General features: G+C 41.7%; 17 protein-coding genes and 1 other RNA gene. 2 read left to right on the top strand and 16 right to left on the bottom strand.

Annotated features, from left to right (window positions below):
• The 5 genes from CFS60_RS00195 to CFS60_RS00175 all read right to left on the bottom strand — a co-directional run bounded on the left by CFS60_RS00195 (position 1) and on the right by CFS60_RS00175 (position 3,168).
• On the bottom strand, positions 1-1,143 hold the full coding sequence (locus tag CFS60_RS00195; RefSeq protein ID WP_088808586.1) for a class I SAM-dependent RNA methyltransferase: 1,143 nt from the start codon (positions 1,141-1,143) through the stop codon (positions 1-3).
• 137 nt (positions 1,144-1,280) lie between these two features.
• Positions 1,281-1,766: RNase P RNA component class B (gene rnpB / locus CFS60_RS00190), an RNA gene on the bottom strand.
• 34 nt (positions 1,767-1,800) lie between these two features.
• Positions 1,801-2,139, bottom strand: coding sequence for a cell division regulator GpsB (gene gpsB, locus CFS60_RS00185; RefSeq protein WP_088808585.1), 339 nt, complete (start codon positions 2,137-2,139; stop codon positions 1,801-1,803).
• Between the two features lie 115 nt (positions 2,140-2,254).
• Positions 2,255-2,803 (bottom strand): DUF1273 domain-containing protein, encoded by a 549-nt coding sequence (locus CFS60_RS00180; protein WP_088838666.1) that lies wholly within the window; start codon positions 2,801-2,803, stop codon positions 2,255-2,257.
• Entirely contained in the window at positions 2,800-3,168 is a 369-nt protein-coding gene (locus tag CFS60_RS00175) for a DUF1798 family protein (protein ID WP_088808583.1), read from the bottom strand. The genes CFS60_RS00180 and CFS60_RS00175 overlap by 4 nt, the downstream gene beginning before the upstream one ends.
• 205 nt (positions 3,169-3,373) lie before the next feature.
• On the opposite strand from CFS60_RS00175, the gene recU reads away from it, so the two are divergent.
• Together recU and CFS60_RS00165 are read left to right on the top strand one after the other, a co-directional pair.
• Positions 3,374-3,988 carry a Holliday junction resolvase RecU gene (gene recU, locus CFS60_RS00170; RefSeq protein ID WP_088808582.1) on the top strand — a complete coding sequence of 205 codons (615 nt, stop codon included), beginning with the start codon at positions 3,374-3,376 and terminating at the stop codon, positions 3,986-3,988.
• Between the two features lie 19 nt (positions 3,989-4,007).
• On the top strand, positions 4,008-6,530 hold the full coding sequence (locus CFS60_RS00165; protein WP_088808581.1) for a PBP1A family penicillin-binding protein: 2,523 nt from the start codon (positions 4,008-4,010) through the stop codon (positions 6,528-6,530).
• A gap of 37 nt (positions 6,531-6,567) precedes the next feature.
• On the opposite strand, the gene CFS60_RS00160 is transcribed toward CFS60_RS00165, so the two are convergent.
• The 11 genes from CFS60_RS00160 to CFS60_RS00110 all read right to left on the bottom strand — a co-directional run bounded on the left by CFS60_RS00160 (position 6,568) and on the right by CFS60_RS00110 (position 17,231).
• Positions 6,568-7,059, bottom strand: a complete 492-nt coding sequence (locus tag CFS60_RS00160; RefSeq protein ID WP_088808580.1) for a YpoC family protein — start codon at positions 7,057-7,059, stop codon at positions 6,568-6,570.
• Positions 7,052-7,711, bottom strand: coding sequence for an endonuclease III (gene nth / locus CFS60_RS00155; protein ID WP_088838665.1), 660 nt, complete (start codon positions 7,709-7,711; stop codon positions 7,052-7,054). Before nth ends, CFS60_RS00160 begins: the two co-directional genes overlap by 8 nt.
• A gap of 7 nt (positions 7,712-7,718) precedes the next feature.
• Positions 7,719-8,432: a DnaD domain-containing protein gene (locus CFS60_RS00150; RefSeq protein WP_088808578.1), complete on the bottom strand. Its 714-nt coding sequence runs from the start codon at positions 8,430-8,432 to the stop codon at positions 7,719-7,721.
• Between the two features lie 124 nt (positions 8,433-8,556).
• A complete protein-coding gene (gene asnS, locus CFS60_RS00145; RefSeq protein ID WP_088809058.1) occupies positions 8,557-9,849 on the bottom strand; it encodes an asparagine--tRNA ligase in 1,293 nt (430 codons plus the stop codon).
• Positions 9,850-9,861: 12 nt separating this feature from the next.
• On the bottom strand, positions 9,862-11,046 hold the full coding sequence (locus CFS60_RS00140; RefSeq protein WP_088808577.1) for a pyridoxal phosphate-dependent aminotransferase: 1,185 nt from the start codon (positions 11,044-11,046) through the stop codon (positions 9,862-9,864).
• A gap of 15 nt (positions 11,047-11,061) precedes the next feature.
• Positions 11,062-11,568 (bottom strand): DUF5590 domain-containing protein, encoded by a 507-nt coding sequence (locus tag CFS60_RS00135; protein ID WP_088808576.1) that lies wholly within the window; start codon positions 11,566-11,568, stop codon positions 11,062-11,064.
• Positions 11,569-11,665: 97 nt separating this feature from the next.
• The gene (gene dinG, locus CFS60_RS00130; RefSeq protein ID WP_088838664.1) at positions 11,666-14,458 is read right to left on the bottom strand and encodes an ATP-dependent DNA helicase DinG; all 2,793 of its coding nucleotides are present in this window, start codon (positions 14,456-14,458) and stop codon (positions 11,666-11,668) included.
• Between the two features lie 37 nt (positions 14,459-14,495).
• Complete coding sequence (panD, locus tag CFS60_RS00125) at positions 14,496-14,879, bottom strand: aspartate 1-decarboxylase (protein ID WP_088808574.1); 384 nt, start codon at positions 14,877-14,879, stop codon at positions 14,496-14,498.
• Positions 14,872-15,723 carry a pantoate--beta-alanine ligase gene (gene panC / locus CFS60_RS00120; RefSeq protein ID WP_088808573.1) on the bottom strand — a complete coding sequence of 284 codons (852 nt, stop codon included), beginning with the start codon at positions 15,721-15,723 and terminating at the stop codon, positions 14,872-14,874. Before panC ends, panD begins: the two co-directional genes overlap by 8 nt.
• A gap of 1 nt (position 15,724) precedes the next feature.
• Positions 15,725-16,558: a 3-methyl-2-oxobutanoate hydroxymethyltransferase gene (gene panB, locus CFS60_RS00115; RefSeq protein WP_088808572.1), complete on the bottom strand. Its 834-nt coding sequence runs from the start codon at positions 16,556-16,558 to the stop codon at positions 15,725-15,727.
• Positions 16,559-16,775: 217 nt separating this feature from the next.
• Positions 16,776-17,231, bottom strand: a complete 456-nt coding sequence (locus CFS60_RS00110; protein WP_088808571.1) for a thioredoxin family protein — start codon at positions 17,229-17,231, stop codon at positions 16,776-16,778.
• Between the last annotated feature and the right edge of the window lie 94 nt (positions 17,232-17,325).

The raw sequence follows: 17,325 nt of genomic DNA, 5'->3' as shown, positions 1-17,325 counted from the left end.
TCACTCCTTATTTCTCGGTTTTCGTGGTCCCCAATACTGATATAAATCCGTTCGCAAATAACCATTATATAATTTACGTTTTTTCGTTGCTTTTTTTCCGTAAACTTCTTCAAATTTTTCATAGCTCGTGAGTACATATACCGACCAAGTTGGCATTTTTGCGTATGCTTCGCCCATTTCCTTGTAAAGAATTCGAATTTGCTCCTCGTCTTCTAAACGCTCACCATAAGGCGGGTTCGCCACGACAACGCCATATTCTTTTTCAGTCGTAAAGTCACTTGCTTGCATTTGTTTAAAGGAAATTAAATCAGCGAGCCCTGCCTCTTCCGCATTTTGCTTCGCGATTTCGATTAAACGGTGGTCGATATCCGCCCCTAAAATATCAAGTGGCTGGTCGTAATTCGCAAGGGTTTCCGCTTCATTTCGCGCATCTTTAAAAATCTGTTTGGGCATCCAGTCCCATGATTCACATACAAAATCGCGATTAAATCCAGGCGCAATATTTTGCCCAATCATCGCCGCTTCAATTGGAATCGTGCCGGAGCCGCAAACCGGATCATAAAACGGACGGTCCGGGTGCCAGCTCGTCAGTAAAACAAGTGCTGCTGCCATCGTTTCTTTAAGCGGAGCACCGCCCTGAGCCGTTCTATAGCCACGTTTATGTAAGCCCGCTCCGCTCGTATCAATCGTAAGCGTCACAACATCTTTTAAAATCGACACTTCTATTTTGAAAAGCGCCCCCGTCTCCATGAGCCTTCCACTCCGCCGGTATTTTTCACTAAGCCGATTCACAATCGCTTTTTTCGTAATCGCCTGACAATCCGGCACGCTAAAAAGCGTTGATTTAACGGATTTACCGGAAACTGGAAACGCCGCATCAAGCGGTAAATAATTTTCCCACGGCAAAGCTTTTGTTTTTTCAAATAGCTCATCAAATGTGGTCGCCTTGAATTCACCGACGACAATTTTGACCCGGTCCGCTACGCGCAGCCATAAATTGGCACGAGCAATCGCGCTTTTATCCCCACTGAAAAATACTTTCCCATTTTCAACTTTTGGTTCGTAGCCCAGCCGCTTCACTTCTTTGCCGACAATGGCTTCAAGTCCAGATGCAGCGGTAGCTACAAGATTAAATTCGTTCATCGTCATCATCCTTTTTTATTTTATCCAAGAAAAAAACTGCTTCAAAAGGACATCTACGTAACACGTAAAAGGCATTAAAAGAATGCGGTGGCCCTTTGAAACAGCCTTAATTGTTCATTTTCATCCTGCTATTAACGTTCTATAAGCCATGTTCTGTCCTCTACTGCTTACAGGGTTACAGTAAAGGGATAATCATCTATCTACACCCAGATTGCCCATAAATAGCAACCTTCATTGTCAAAAGCTTGCGCACCACTGTTCACGTATAAAAATACGCTCCAGTACGGTGCTCACTTTTTTCTAGAATCTTACCATTTATGGACAATCTTAAAAGGTGTCTCTTCCCTCATTCATTTACTCGGGAAAAGTGCCCCTACCATTGTTTGAGTTTCTCGCTCGTGGGGTTTACCTCGTTCCACTCCTCTTATTTCTAAAAGGACTCCGTCACTGTGGCACTTTCAAGGTACAATGACCATATCTAAAAGACTTAGGTCATTCACCTGCCGTCAAACTGGCATCAGTTTGCCTTGGCTTATGGTTTCACCAAGCACGATCACTACGGGCATCTCAGCACCGTGCGAGCATGGACTTTCCTCTGCATAACGCAGCGATTATCCGAACGTTAATAAAATTTTCTACTAGCTGATACTATCACATTTATTCGCCGTCGTCTAGCTTATTTCCAAAAACATGTTTTTCTAAATTTGATAAACGTTTTAAAATATCAAAATTAGTAGCACCTGCTGTTTGCGCTGGCGCTTGGTACGCACTTCTTGTCGGTTCTGATTTTACAGATGCACTATCAAGCTCTTGCACAAGGCGAATATTTTCCGCTTGTAAAGCTTCAATCTCACGTGTAAACGTTCCATAGTCTTTAATGACCATATCTAAAAACTCATCCACATCTTCTGGATTATAGCCACGCAAGCCAGTTTTAAACGCTTTTTCTAAAATTTCTTTTGCTGTTAAGTGATAATCAAATTGTTCCTCAGCCATAATATCCACCTCAATTTTATTCATTTCATGATTGTTTCTTCATCGAGTTAATTAATAAATCTATATCCTTATTCTTCCAAATCTAATAACATTTGTCAATGTAAACCCTTCTTTTTTAGAAAAAATCATTTTGAGTTTCGGCGACGATTTCTTGTAACTCGTAAAAATCAATTAGTGTGAGCGCGTACTCATTTTGTTCCGAAAAGTGCTTTGCCCGTTCATAAAAAAATTTGGGGGACCCTTCCTTCTCAAAATCATAAAGCAAGAGCGCGCCTTCTGTGTTTTCAATGATAAACTGGTCGCGCATGCCGAATTGTCCAGGATTCTCATACGGTCGCTCCGTAATATAGGCCCGGTAATCTGCTGCGGCAACGACTTCCTCATACCACAGTTTGTTCGCCTCATTCCAGTTACTCGCCTGCTCAACAAATGGCTCTAAAATCGCCAGCTGAACCTGATATTCTTGCTTCAAGTCACGCACCACTTCCCCGGCCCAAAGCTCGGTTCCAAGCTGCCCAGAAATAATGACCCACTCCAAACCTTCATTTATATAGGAAAGCAATTTTTTCCTTAGCGCCAATTGGATATACTTGGCCTCCTCGGCATCACGTTTAAAAATACCTAATTCAAAATTCTTATAGCCCGAGATAGCAATCGATTTCACTCTAAATTTTCACCTCGTTCTAATGCAGTTAACATGCGTTCTAGTGTATACTTAGATGATTCATAATGATCATGAAAATGTTTATAAAAGGATTTTCCATTAAAACAATTGACAGCGGTCATTTGAATATTCTGAGTGCACTGCAAAAGTTGCGTTTCTGTTAAATAAAGCGGCCTGTTTTTGTTCACATAAGGAACCGCAAGCGCTAAAAATTGCTCACATTTTTCTTTAGCGGCATCAACAAACGGCTTCATATCTTGATAAAAATCAAAGTCTTCCTGCGCTTTTTGATTGGCTAAATAGCGTTTGAAATTTTCTTCATTTTGTTGTAAAAGCGCCTTTGTTTGCGCGACAAGTTTGTCCATATTTAGCACCTTTCCCTAAAGTTTCTATTAAACTAGGATAACATAAAGTCGCTTTTTAAAACATTTCTCTGCTTTAAAAGCGCTTTTTACTAAGCAGAAAAGGCTTTCGTATGCGCTTTAGCCAAAATTTACTATCATTTTCATTTTAATTTGGTATAATAAAGAATGGTTCATTTTGAATAATAATCATAATTGAGGTGAGCATATGGCAATTGGCTATCCTAATGGAAAGAAAAATCTGCTGCATCAAAATAGCCAGTCCCCTGTAAAAAAGAAGCCGCAAACAAACTACGGGAAACGTGGTATGTCGCTTGAGGAAGATTTAAATGAAACCAATGCCTATTATTTGGCACATGAACGGGCAGTGATTCACAAGAAACCCACCCCTGTTCAAATTGTGAGAGTTGACTATCCAAAACGAAGTAGCGCGACAATTAAAGAAGCCTATTTCAAGCAGCCGTCAACAACAGACTATAACGGCGTCTATCAAGGAAAGTATCTTGATTTTGAAGCGAAAGAAACAAAAAACAAAACTTCTTTTCCGTTAAGTAATTTTCATCCCCATCAAATGGAGCACATGAAACAAGTTTTAAACCAAGGTGGTTTTGCTTTTGTCATTACCTCTTTTAGCTCACTTGGGGAAGTTTATTTAACAAGTTTTGACTCTTTCTTGCCGTTTTGGGAAAGAATGCAAGATGGTGGGCGTAAATCTATCACGCTTGCTGAGCTAAAAGTGCATTCGACACTGATTCCCTATGGTCTAAATCCAAGGTTGGACTATTTGAGTATTTTAGATTCACACTTTTTTAGTTCGATTTGATTAAAGGAGAGAAAAATGAATGGCAGAAAAACCGCAAACTAGATCAGAGTATCGCAGCAAAAAGACAAATGCTAAGCCGAAAAAGCCCAAAAAAAATATCGCGAAAACGATTTTTAAATCCATATTCTTCGTGGCTCTATTCTTTGCGTTCTTTGGTATTGCTGCTGGTGCATCTTTATTTTACGTCTATGCAAAAGACGCGCCTGAACTCACTGATTCAAAATTGCGTGACCCGCTATCTTCTAAACTTTTAGATAAAGATGGTAAGGTCTTTGCAGAAATCGGTACAGAACGCCGTGAGTATATTGAGTATAAAGATATTCCAAAACAGCTGGAAAATGCAATTCTTTCTACAGAGGATTCGCGTTTCTACTCGCATGATGGTCTCGACCCTATTCGTTTAGGTGGCGCCGTTATCGCGAATGTTAAAAATGGCTTTGGTGCGGAAGGAGCAAGTACGCTCTCGCAACAAATCATTAAAATGAGCTATCTGGATTACACCAACAAGACACTTGCACGTAAAGCGCAAGAAGCTTATTTAGCTCTTCAACTTGAAGAAAAATATAGCAAACATGATATTATTGAAATTTACGTCAACAAAGTGTATATGTCTGACCGAGTTCATGGTATGGAAACGGCGGCTGAACATTTTTACGGAAAAAACTTGAAGGACTTGAATTTAGGGCAAACGGCTTTAATTGCTGGTATGCCGCAAAGTCCAAACAACTACAATCCGTATGACGATCCAGAACTGGCGAAAAAACGTCGTGATTTAGTACTCACAAACATGTACAACCATGATAAAATTACGAAGCAAGAAATGGAACAAGCCCAACAAACCCCTATTTCAGACGGCTTGCGTTCTCAAAAAGAACGTGAGGAAAAAACGTACAAATATGATGCGTACGTCACACAAGTTTTAAGTGAAATTCCGGAAGAATATGATGTTTACACGGATGGCTTAACGATTTATACGGCACTTGATCAAGATGCCCAGCAGTATACGGAAAAAATGTTAAATACGAACGAAATCGTACAGTATTCGGATGATAAGATGCAAGCTGGTCTTGTGTTACAGGATACGAAAAACGGCCGTGTGCAAGCTATAGGTGGTTCGCGAAATCAGGCAGAGAATGTTACACGTGGTTACAATTATGCGACGCAGCTTAAACGCCAAGTTGGTTCGACGATGAAACCAATTGCTGATTATGGTCCTGCTTTCGAATATTTAAATTGGTCTACTGCTCAAATTTTAGATGACGCACCGTATACGTACACGGGAGGCTCTAAAATTAACAACTGGGACTTTGGCTATAAAGGACCTATAACAGTTCGGCAAGCCCTTTACCAGTCACGTAACATTCCGGCGCTTAAGACATTACAGGCGGTTGGACTTGATAAGGCAAAAGCCTTCACTGATGGACTCGGCTTTAATTACAAAGAGTTCTATGAGTCTTATGCGATTGGTGCTAATGAGTCGAATCCTCTTCAAATGGCTGGTGCTTACGCGGCTTTTGGGAACCAAGGGATTTATACCAAACCTCATACGGTAACCAAAATCGTCCTATCTGATGGCGATACATCGATTGATATGGAACCGAAAAGCGAAGTGGCAATGAAGGAATCTACTGCTTATATGACTTCTGATGTTTTAAAAGATGTTTTAACGATGGGTACTGGTACAAGTGCAGCTGTTCCTGGTGTTCCAGTCGCTGGTAAAACAGGGACAACGAACTTTGACGCTGCGGCACAAAGTAAATACTATTATCCAAGTGGTGCGGCACGTGATGCGTGGTTCGCTGGCTACTCAACGAATTACACCATCGCCGTTTGGACTGGTTATGACAGCTTGAAAAATTATTTATCTCCAGATGAGCAAAAAATATCGCAACGCATGTTTAGTAAATTAATGAGCCATGTTTCAGCTAATAAAACAACTGCCGACTTTAAAGCACCTAGTAACGTTGTATCTATTCCGATTCTAAAAGGCTCCAATCCTCCTGTTCGTGCGGCTGCTGGTACGCCAAGCGACAAAGTAACGAATGAGTTATTTATTGCTGGTACAGCACCAAGCAAAACGGCTTCAACAACGGATAAAGAAAAGGAAGCAGCAGCGAAGAAGAAAGCTGAAGAGGAAGCGAAGAAAAAAGCTGAGGAAGAGAAGAAGAAGGCTGAAGAGGAAAAAAATAAACCTCTTGCAGCACCAAGTGGCATCTCAGCATCTTACAATACAGCAACTAAACAAGTTTCCGCAAGTTGGGGAGCTGTTGAAGGCGCCACTTATGAAGTGACCGTAAATGGTCAAAAATCAACGGTCACAACCACTTCGATTACGGTTAGTGGAATGAGCCCGGGAAGTACGGTCAACATTAGCGTTGTAGCAATAAAGGATAATAAACGAAGCAGCGCCGCGACAACATCTGTTGCAATACCTGCAAATGCTAGCGCAAATGACGACGCGACAAACAATAACGGTCAGAATGGAAATAATCCTGGCAATAATAACGGGGACAACGCCAATGGGGATCCTCCAAGTAACTAATAAAAAAGAAGTATAGCTATCTGCTATACTTCTTTTTTTACTTATGCTTAGCAATTAATTTTCGCTGTTCTAGCAAAAGCTCGTTTAATTGCTTAAATCCTGGAAATGTATGGGCGCGCATTAGACAATATTCGAGTCGTTCTTCAAGATTTAGCGGCTTAATGGACAGTTCGTTTAGCGCTTCATTTAAATTTTCTAATCGGACAGGCTTTCTGTTACTCCAAAAAAGAATGGACAAGAAAATGCCAAGTGCATCTTGAACGAGGTAGGAGTCGGGCTTTTCATGTGCGCGAAATTTTGCTTCCATGGCGCTTAGAATGGCTGTCATTTGTTTGGTGAGTTTACGGCAGGCTTTTTCGGCATCATTTGCCCATGGTTGCACACCCTCGTTTTTCGTATAAAATAAGGTTTCTTGCCAAAAAGGACAGCCCGCAACGAATATCGATTCTTCGTCAAAGTCGTTGATATTCACGTTCGGCGCAGGAAATGCAACGTGCTGGAGTTCCTCGACATATTGAAATTTAACCATCAAAACCTCTCGCTTTCGCTTGTTTCTTCCCTTCACGGCAAATAAAAAGGAGCGGACATGTTGGGCACTCTGGTTTTCTCGCCTTACAATGATAGCGTCCAAAGAAAATCAAATCGTGGTGCGCATCTGACCACATCTCTTCAGGCAATTTACGTTTCAAAGTTTCTTCCACTTCGACAACAGAGTCTTTTAAGCGGCATATTCCGAGGCGTTTTGTAACGCGCTCAACATGTGTATCTACGGCCATTGCAGGGACGCCAAATCCGACTGATAAGACGACATTCGCCGTTTTTCGGCCGACACCAGGTAAGCTTTCTAATTCCGCATGCGTGCTTGGTACTTCGCCGTTAAACACTTCTAATAAGCGCTTTGATAAACCTTGAATGTTTTTTGCTTTGTTGCGGTAAAGCCCAATTGAGCGGATATCATCTTCTAGCTCTTGAAGTGGAACCGCCAAATAATCCTCGGGCGTATGATATTTTTCAAACAAAGAAGCCGTGACCTTATTTACTAAATTATCTGTGCACTGTGCGGATAGTACAACTGCGACTAAAAGCTCGAATATATTTTTATGTACGAGCTCACAATGCGCATTAGGAAACATTTTTGCCATTTCCTGAATGCACATTACCGTTTGCTTTTTATTTAACACGTGTCCATCACCCTTTTCGATTTTCTAGCCAGTCATACAGCGGAATGGAGTCCTTACTTTTTTGAATATCACTTCGATTTGTCGTAATTCCAGTTCGCCCGTTCTGATGGAAATTTTCAGCAATACGTCGCGCGTCTTCTACCGTTTTCACTTGCTCTTTTTTCCAGTTTAATAAAATCCGGTCGATATAACGAAAATTGAGTTTCTGTGAAATAACCGCCTCTTTTAGCGCCTCACGAATTAATTCCGGAGCAAAGTGATCTTGGTCCAACCAGCCCGATAGCATTTCGGCTTCAAGCGGGGAGAGCGGCCGACCAAACTCGGATTCAAACGTGCGGTAAATATGCGTTTCTGCCTCGCTAACCGCTTCCTTTTGATTCGTAAGTTCTTCATTTGCTAAAAAAGCGGCAAGTTTTTGATACAACGGTTCTAAAGAATAAACCTCATGAGCCAGCTTATTTTCCTGTGCTAAAATGGCCAAGTTGCCCTTCCTAACAAGCGATTCGAGCAATCGCGTCACCCGCTCAAATGATGTCCCCATTCGCTCGGCCAGCTCGCTAATACTAGGGAACGAATTCCCGCTCACACGGAACGCTTCAATTTGCAAAACAAGCATAAATTCCGTTTCGTCTATATTTAATTTCGTATAATGTTTAATAAGAATTTGCGGTAATGTGACAAAGCCTTCTGTCATCCACGCACTTAATTCATTTTTTTCCATCCAAAACACCTCACATAAAATTATAGCATAGACGAAAAAAATAAGAAAATGCGGGAAAGTTTCATTTTGGACATAAAAATAGCGAAACCCAGAAGGTTTCGCTATTTTTGCATGTCATTTATTTTTATGGATATAAACGATTCAATAGACGTGGGAATGGGATGGTTTCGCGAACGTGTTCAGTGCCAGAAATCCAAGCTACTGTGCGCTCTAATCCAAGTCCAAAACCAGAATGCGGTACGGAACCGTAACGTGCCAAGTCGATATACCAGCTGTAAGCTTCTTCATCTAGACCGAATTCTTTTACACGAGAAAGCATTAAATCTAAATCGTGAATACGCTCGGAACCACCGATGATTTCGCCGTATCCTTCTGGTGCGATTAAATCCGCACAGAGAACGACTTCGCTGTTTTCAGGGTCTTCTGGCATGTAGAAAGGTTTGATGCCTTTTGGATAATACGTGATGAAGACAGGTTTTTCAAAGCTGTCGGCAATCGCGGTTTCATGCGGTGCACCAAAATCTTCGCCCCATTCAATATCATCAAAACCTTTTTCTTTAAGAAGTGTAATCGCATCTGTATACGTAATCCGCGGGAATGGCGCCGTCATTTTTTCAAGAACGGCTGTATCACGACCAAGACGTTCAAGTTCAATAGCGCAGTTGTCTAAAACGGATTTTACAAGAAATGCGACATATTTTTCTTGCACTTCAAGACTATCTTTTAACGTATAGAAGGCCATTTCTGGTTCAATCATCCAAAACTCGATAAGATGGCGACGCGTCTTGGATTTTTCAGCGCGGAATGTTGGACCAAATGAAAACACTTTTCCAAGTGCCATTGCGGCTGCTTCCATGTAAAGTTGTCCACTTTGCGATAAATAAGCATCTTCATCAAAATATTTCGTGTGGAACAATTCCGTTGTGCCTTCCGGTGCGCTGCCTGTTAAAATTGGCGGATCCACCTTAATAAAACCTTCTTTGTTGAAAAACTCGTAAGATGCGCGGATAATTTCATTTCTGATTTTCATAATCGCGTGTTGTTTATTGGAACGCAACCATAAATGGCGATGGTCCATTAAAAATTCCGTACCATGTTCTTTCGGTGTAATCGGATAATCGTGTGCTTCTGAAATCACTTCAATATTTTGAACAGTCATTTCATAACCAAACGAAGAACGACTATCTTCTTGAATGATCCCCGTTACATAAAAACTCGTTTCTTGCGTTATGCCTTTCGCCAGTGTGAAAATGTCTTCTGGCACTTCCGCCTTCACAACAACACCTTGCATAAAGGCAGTTCCATCACGCATTTGTAAAAAGGCAATTTTGCCGCTGGAACGTTTATTTGCGAGCCAAACACCAATTGTAACTTCTTGTCCTACATAATCTTTCACTTGATTAATTGTAATTTTCACCATGTACACTCCCTATTGATTCATAAAGTCTTTGATTCGATTTATTGCTTCTTGGAACAGCGCTGGATCTGTCGCATAGGAAATCCGAATATAATCCGGCATGCCAAACCCTGATCCCGGAATAACGGCCACGAGTGCTTCCGTCAGCAAAGCTTCCACAAACGCATCCACGCTTGGATAGCCTTTTCGCGCGGCCGCTTCGTGCGCGTCAATAAAGAAATAAAAAGCACCATCTGGTTTTTTCGGTTTAAAGCCGGGTATTTCTTCTAACTGCGGGTAAAATCGCGCCATGCGATCCGAAAACGCCTGATACATTTTCTCCGGCACTTCCTGGCTCCCGTTATAGGCTTCAATCGCCGCGTACTGCGCATTTGCAGTTGGATTACTCGTCATATGATCCGCTAGTTTGCCCATGCCCCGAATGACGTCGGCATTTGCCGCAGCATAACCGATACGCCAGCCGGTCATGGAATACGCTTTTGAAACACCATTAATTAAAATTGTGCGCGCATAAATTTCCGGGCTAAGACTCGCAACGGAAACCACATCCGCCGGGTCGCCGTAATATAGTTTTTCATAGATTTCATCAGATACAATCCATAAATTGTGTTTGACGGCAATAGCTGCAAGCGCCTTTAATTCGGCTTTTGAATAGCACATGCCAGTTGGGTTGTTTGGCGAATTTAATAGCACCGCTTTCGTTCTCGCCGTAATTGCTCGTTCAAAACTAGCTGGATTCATTTTAAAATCGGCATCGAATCCTGTTTCAACAAAAACAGGCACGCCGCCGGCAAGTTTGACTTGTTCCGGATAAGTAACCCAATAAGGAACAGGGATAATCACTTCATCTCCCGGATTTAAAATCGTTTGGAAGGCAGAATATAAAACGTGTTTCGCTCCCGTTCCTACGAAAATTTGGTCTTCTGTATAACGCACATCTTGGTCACGTTCTAATTTCTGAACGATGGCTTTTTTCAACTCGGGAATTCCTGTTGATGGGGTGTATTTCGTAAAGCCGTCTTTCATGGACTTATAAGCTGCCTGAATGATATTTTCCGGCGTGTTGAAATCGGGTTCTCCTGCGCCGAGGCCAATGACATCAATACCATCTTGTTTCATTTTTTTCGCTTTTGCCGTAATAAAAAGCGTCGGTGAAGGTGCTACTTCCTGCACGCGTTTAGACAAAGGTAAGTCCATTTTTTGCTCCTCCTCTTATAAATTTTCGATTTGTCTTAGCCATTCTCCTTCGCTGAAAGACATGTCGTAGTAACCAAGATTATCGTTTTTATCTAAATAGCTGACTTCCCAAATTGGGACGCCTTCTTCCATACCAAGTGTTACGTTTAAAATTTTGCGCGGCTTCTTCTCTTTTTGCACAATATCTCGCGCTTGTTGTTCGCTTATACCATCAGACGCATATTTGACTAAAACTTCGCCCGATTTTTTCTTCGGCACCCAAACAATAATGTCTTTTCCAGCTTTATTTTTCCCGGTTAAAACATAATACGTTTCTTTTGGTCCATTGTACAAATAAAAATCATCGTGCGATTTCAAATCTACGCTGCCGCTTATTCGGTCTAGCGCCGCTTGCTCATCTTTTTTAATTGGCTTTTCAGCACTATGCAAAAACCAAAAGAAAGCGAGTCCTAAAACTACCAAAATGCTGACTGGAATGAGAATATATCGGGCGATTTTTCGCCTGTTTTTTCGTTTTTGCAAATCTATTCGCTCATTTCTATTCTTTAATTGCCAAAATGGCTAAGTTTCAATATGTTCCTATTATAGCAATTTGCTGCTTTTTTTTGAAGCTTTATTATTATTCTGACTTAAAAAAGTCAGCAATTTCGCTTAAAAGAACTGTTTTATCGCCTTTTTTCGTAGGAACTTTCGGAATAGAGTTTAAAAAAGATTGACCAAATTTCGTCGTATCAATTCGGTTATCGAACACTAAAATAATTCCACGGTCCGTTTCGCGGCGAATTAAACGCCCAAAGCCTTGCTTAAAGCGCAATACGGCTTCCGGTAACGAATACGTTTGAAAGGCGTTCTCCCCGCGTTCTTTACGGAGAGCAATTTGAGCTTTCGTATATGGATCTTCGAGCGGTGCAAACGGTAAGCGCACAATAGCCAGACAAGATAAATCTTCGCCCGGAATATCAATCCCCTCCCAAAAGCTCGTCGTCCCAAGCAGAATTGCTTTTTCAAACAGTTGAAATTGTTTCGTTAGCCGGGCAGGACTTCCCGCAGACAAGCCTTGTGCGAGAATCATATATTCCGCGAGCGCCTCTTTCCCCTTCATGAAGCGTAGCGTTTCGCGCAACATCTCGGTTGCCGTGAATAAAACAAGCATGCGACCGTCCGTACAAAGCGCCACATCACTCAAATAATCAGCCAGCGCCTTCGCATAATCCGAAACAGGCGTCCCTTTAATTTGCGGCATATCTTGCGGAATCAAAATCCGCGCATTTTCCTCGTACTGGAACGGCGATGGAATTTTCGCCTCTAACAAGTCACTTTCCTCAAGACCAAGTGCTTTTTTTATGTAAGAAAAATCATGATTGACAGAAAGCGTGGCAGACGTCAAAATGACGCTTTCTTTTTGTTCAAAAAAGTCCTCTTGAAGCGCCCTCTCCACCTCCATAAGCGTACCAACAATACGCAAACTCGGCAACGCCCCGTTTTTGTCCGCTTCAAGAGAAATCGTCATGACAGGCTGATTCTCATTTAGTAAACAAGCAAAATCCTCCCGCATTGTTTTCCAATCAAGTAAGAAAGAATACACTTCCTCAACAAAAGCCGTTTCCGCTTCTTTTAAGTCCGTTTCTTCTTGCTTCCCTTTTTTTAGAAGCGTTTCGATATTCCGTTCCACTTCACGGAACAGTACGAGAACATTTTCAGCCGCATATTTTAATGTGTCATCAAAATGAATTTTTTGTTCATTTTCAATTAAAACGAGTTCTTTTTTAGCACCGCGACTATTTAATAGTTCCGCATGTAACAAACTAAATAAAATATCTGTTGCTTCTGTCAGTTTCAACTGGGCGATGTCTAAATCAAACAAACTCTCTTCTGCTGGAAAGACCATTTCTAAGCGACTAAGAAGTGAATATTTTTCGAGCGTTCCAAGTTGATTCAAGAAATACTTCACTTTTCGGTAAGACAAGTAAAAGCTCTTCTGCATGCGAGCGCTCTCCGCAAAATGATGCGCCTCATCAATAACTGCGAAAGAATATGCTGGCAATAATTTTTTCCCGTTGAAGTGATCGGAAAGAAGTAAAGCATGATTCACAATGACTAGGTCGGCATGGCGCGCCTGCTCCAAACTAAATTTGTAAAAATCAAAAGCAATCCACGGATCTTTCGTTTCAGAAAGGTACCAACCAGTATGCTTCATTCTGTTCCAAAACAGCTCGCCACCACTCGATAAATTGACTTCATCAATGTCACCCGTTTCTGTTTCCGTAAGCCAAACGAGCAGTTTTAATTTCGTCACGACAACATCGTACTGCGGATCGCTTTCATGAAGCAATTGCTCAAATTTAAATAAATTTAAATAATGATCTCTCCCTTTTAACAGCGAAGCTTGCACATCAAATCCAGTTAATTTTGACACAAGCGGGACATCTTTTTCATAAAGTTGGGTTTGCAAAAGGTTGGTATATGTACTAATAATAACAGGCAACTCTTTTTGTTTCGCAAAATAAATTGACGGCAAAAAATAACCTAATGATTTTCCAATCCCAGTTCCTGCTTCAATAAGCGCATGGCGCCCTGTTTGCATCGCCTGAAACGCCAAGTTCATCATCTCAAATTGACCACTTCTCGCATATAAAGGGGCGCCCGCACGTTTAAATAACGCAAGTTTTTCTTCCTCACTTTTTGGAAAATCCAATTTATCTTCTGTACGATAAATCGGCTTACGAATATTTTTTTTACGCAAAACTAAACCACGATGTTCCAGCCATTTTTCAGGAAGCGGCTCAGCTTGGCGGTCTTTTTTCATCTCAATCTCAAAGAAAAGTTCCGGCAAATGCGTTTTTAACGGCTGGGCAATCGTCGTCATCTTCCGAATCACCGAAACCGGTAAACTCTCCAACTTCTCCACGCACTGAAGAAACAATTCCGCTGTTACCAAAGCATCACTATCGGCTTTATGTGGATTTTCATGAATAAAACCAAACTCATCAGCTAAATCCTGCAATTTATAACTATCGACAGACGGATATAAAATACGCGCCATTTCCACCGTATCAAGCAACTTCATTTTACTAAGCGGCTTACCCGCACGGCGCATTTCCTTTTGCAAAAAAGTCCAATCAAAATTCACATTATGCGCCACAAAAATCGTATCATCCAGAAGCGCCAAAATCGTATCCGCCACATCTTCAAACAGCGGCGCATCAGATAAATCATCTGGCGTAATCCCCGTCAATTCCTGAATAAAAGGCGGAACTGGCTTTAAAGGATTGATATAGGTTGAAAAAGTCTCTACAATTTGTTTTCCTTCCACTAGCGTGGCAGCAAATTGAATGATTCGGTCATCTCTTGATGCCTGATTACCTGTCGTTTCTAAATCGACCACTACATATTTTTTTAACTTTCGTCCCATATGATTCACCTTCCTAAAACCAGTTCCACTTGTTTTTTTACAACGTTGTATTCGCTTTTTCTTCGTAAAGTCGTTCTACAATTTGATTGTTTTCATCTAACACAATCACTTTCGGCGTCATCGTTTTGGCATCGTTCGTTTCAAACAAACCATAGCCCATAATAATAACGATATCCCCGGGTGACACAAGCCTAGCTGCCGCCCCGTTTAAACAAATTACACCACTATTTTTTTCACCCGCAATAATGTAGGTCTCTAAACGCGCACCGTTATTATTGTTCACAATCTGTACTTTTTCGTTTGGCAGTAAGCCCGTCGCCTCTAAAAGCGCCGCATCAATCGTAATGCTCCCCACATAATTTAAATTCGCTTCCGTAACCGTCGCGCGGTGAATTTTCGCATGCATCATCGTTCTAAGCATCATACTCACCTCGCTTTATAATTTCGTTATCAATTAAACGCGCCTTTTCATACTGCACTGCTATGGCTAAAATAAGCGAATTTGAGAAATCAGACACCGCAGTAAAATCAGGATATTCGTAGAGCGCCAAGTCGTCCACTTTCTGTGCCACATTTCCAAGAACCGCTCGTACCTCGGCTAAAATGACAGCCTCATCGTTTACGCCTTCCAAAATGCGTTTCTTCCCAGCTAAAAGGGCTTGATGAATGATCGGCGCCTCATTTCGTTCAGCGGTGGATAAATTGACATTTCGACTGCTTTTCGCAAGGCCATCTTGTTCGCGCACTGTCGCTACACGCCGAATGGTAATCGGTAGAAAATAATCACGAACAAGTCCTTCCACAACCGCAACTTGCTGGGCATCTTTTTGCCCAAAATAAGCACGGTCGGGGCCAACAAGATGGAATAGTTTGAGCAATACAGTAACGACGCCATCAAAATGACCCGGCCGTTTCGCCCCGTCAAGCACATCAACACGCTTTGTAACATGCAGCGCCGTTGATAATTCCACCGGATACATTTCCGCGACACTCGGCAAAAAGAGAATATCCACGTGGGCTCCTTCTGCCAGTTCAATATCGCGTTTTTCATCACGCGGATAGGTATCTAAATCTTCATTCGGCCCAAATTGCGTCGGATTCACAAAAATACTCATCACAACCACTTCATTTTCTCGCCTTGCTTCCCGAACGAGCGTAAGATGACCAACATGTAAATAACCCATCGTTGGAACGAAGCCAACCGATTTCGAGTCCACCGCACGAAGCGTTTCGCGGAGTTCCGTTTTTGTGCGTACAATTTTCATCTTATTTTCCCCCGTATAAGCCTTTTAGCTCTTCTTCATTCATCGTAAAGCTATGGCTCTCTTCTGGAAAAGCTTGCGTTTTGACATCTTGCACATAAGTAGTAAGTGCCTTTTCAATCAGCTCATCAACTTCCGCATAAGCCTTCACAAATTTAGCGCGCCGCGAAATACCATACCCGATGACATCATGATAGACCAGTACTTGCCCATCAGTTCCAGCACCTGCGCCAATCCCAATTGTTGGGATACTTATATTTTTCGTCACTTGCTCAGCAAGCTGTTTGGGAATCGCCTCTAAAACGAGCGCAATAGCACCTGCTGCCTCTATCTTTTTAGCATCGTCTAACAATTTCTTAGCCTCTTCTTGCGATTTTGCACGGACTTTGTAGCTTCCTGTAAGCCCAATAGCCTGAGGCGTCAAACCAAGATGCGCGACAACAGGTGCCCCAGCCGTCGTCAGTGCCGCAATATGTCGCACAACATCACCAGCACCTTCCAGTTTCACCGCATTTGCACCACTTTCTTGAATGAGTGTCCGCGCGCGTTCTACCGTTTCGCTTTCTGTCCCGTGGTACGTCATAAACGGCATATCGGTCACAACAAATGTATTTTTCGCCCCACGCTTCACCGCTTTTGTATGGTGAATCATATCCGAGAGCGTCACTGGAATTGTTGAATCGTAACCTAACACCGTCATGCCAAGCGAGTCACCAACTAAAATCATGTCGATTTCAGCGGCTTCCGCATTTTTGGCAGAAGGGTAATCATAAGCAGTCAGCATCGTTATTTTTTCTTGCTTTTGCTTCATGTTCAAAAAATCAATTGGAGTTTTCATTTTAACGCATCCTTTCGTCCATGTTCATAAATGAATCACGGCAAAAATTAAGTTGAAAAAGAAGCTTTACGGTATCGTTTCATCCGAATACGATCATTGTCTTTGCTTCCTCTGTTAGTTTAGCATATTTGTACATCGCTATAAAGTACACTTACTTAAAAAAGCCCTCGCCTAAATCGAGGCTAGGGCAGGCAAATTTAAGAGCCTTGCGGTTTTTTTACATATTTTTCTCCAGCCATGTTTTTAAATCGGCCTTACTATCGTTCCCTAAAAATTTAGATGCCACTTTGCCATCTTTCAAATAAACCATTGTAGGCACAGAATCAATATCCATTCCTTTCAGCAAGTCCATCATTTTGTCACGATTTTCTTTACTTGCCGCATCTGTATTATAATAAGCCATTTTCTCCGGCCAATTTTCCTCTTGAAGTACTTCTTTTAAAATCGGTTGAAAAGCTTGGCAATCCACACAAGACGGGCGTCCTACATAAACAAAGCCATCTTTTTTATCCGCAAATTCGCTCGTTCCAATTGTCGTTAAAAAAGCTTTCGCAGCTTCACTTGTTTTTTCCGTCTTTTCCTTTTCCACCGCTTTTTTTTCTTCCGTTTGCGAACAGGCCGAAAGAACCAACCCTAACACACAAACACCAACAAACAGCATGATTTTTTTCATGTCCAACCTCCTAATTCATTTTCATTTTACACAATCTCTGTAAAAAAAGAAAATGCTAAGTTTAGCATTTTCTAAAGGGTCTAGCCCCACAAAA

It is taken from the genome of Listeria sp. ILCC792, from assembly GCF_900186135.1.
GTDB lineage: Bacteria > Bacillota > Bacilli > Lactobacillales > Listeriaceae > Listeria > Listeria goaensis.
Note: the sequence above shows the minus strand (reverse complement) of the source record. Positions and strands in the feature narration are given on the sequence as shown.

Bases quoted from the DNA above. Each gene is read 5' to 3' on its own strand.
- CFS60_RS00195 (WP_088808586.1), bottom strand. From the start codon at position 1,143: ATGAACGAATTTAATCTTGTAGCTACCGCTGCATCTGGACTTGAAGCC.
- gpsB (WP_088808585.1), bottom strand. From the start codon at position 2,139: ATGGCTGAGGAACAATTTGATTATCACTTAACAGCAAAAGAAATTTTA.
- CFS60_RS00175 (WP_088808583.1), bottom strand. From the start codon at position 3,168: ATGGACAAACTTGTCGCGCAAACAAAGGCGCTTTTACAACAAAATGAA.
- recU (WP_088808582.1), top strand. From the start codon at position 3,374: ATGGCAATTGGCTATCCTAATGGAAAGAAAAATCTGCTGCATCAAAAT.
- CFS60_RS00165 (WP_088808581.1), top strand. From the start codon at position 4,008: ATGGCAGAAAAACCGCAAACTAGATCAGAGTATCGCAGCAAAAAGACA.
- CFS60_RS00160 (WP_088808580.1), bottom strand. From the start codon at position 7,059: ATGGTTAAATTTCAATATGTCGAGGAACTCCAGCACGTTGCATTTCCT.
- CFS60_RS00150 (WP_088808578.1), bottom strand. From the start codon at position 8,432: ATGGAAAAAAATGAATTAAGTGCGTGGATGACAGAAGGCTTTGTCACA.
- CFS60_RS00140 (WP_088808577.1), bottom strand. From the start codon at position 11,046: ATGGACTTACCTTTGTCTAAACGCGTGCAGGAAGTAGCACCTTCACCG.
- dinG (WP_088838664.1), bottom strand. From the start codon at position 14,458: ATGGGACGAAAGTTAAAAAAATATGTAGTGGTCGATTTAGAAACGACA.
- panD (WP_088808574.1), bottom strand. From the start codon at position 14,879: ATGCTTAGAACGATGATGCATGCGAAAATTCACCGCGCGACGGTTACG.
- panC (WP_088808573.1), bottom strand. From the start codon at position 15,723: ATGAAAATTGTACGCACAAAAACGGAACTCCGCGAAACGCTTCGTGCG.
- panB (WP_088808572.1), bottom strand. From the start codon at position 16,558: ATGAAAACTCCAATTGATTTTTTGAACATGAAGCAAAAGCAAGAAAAA.
- CFS60_RS00110 (WP_088808571.1), bottom strand. From the start codon at position 17,231: ATGAAAAAAATCATGCTGTTTGTTGGTGTTTGTGTGTTAGGGTTGGTT.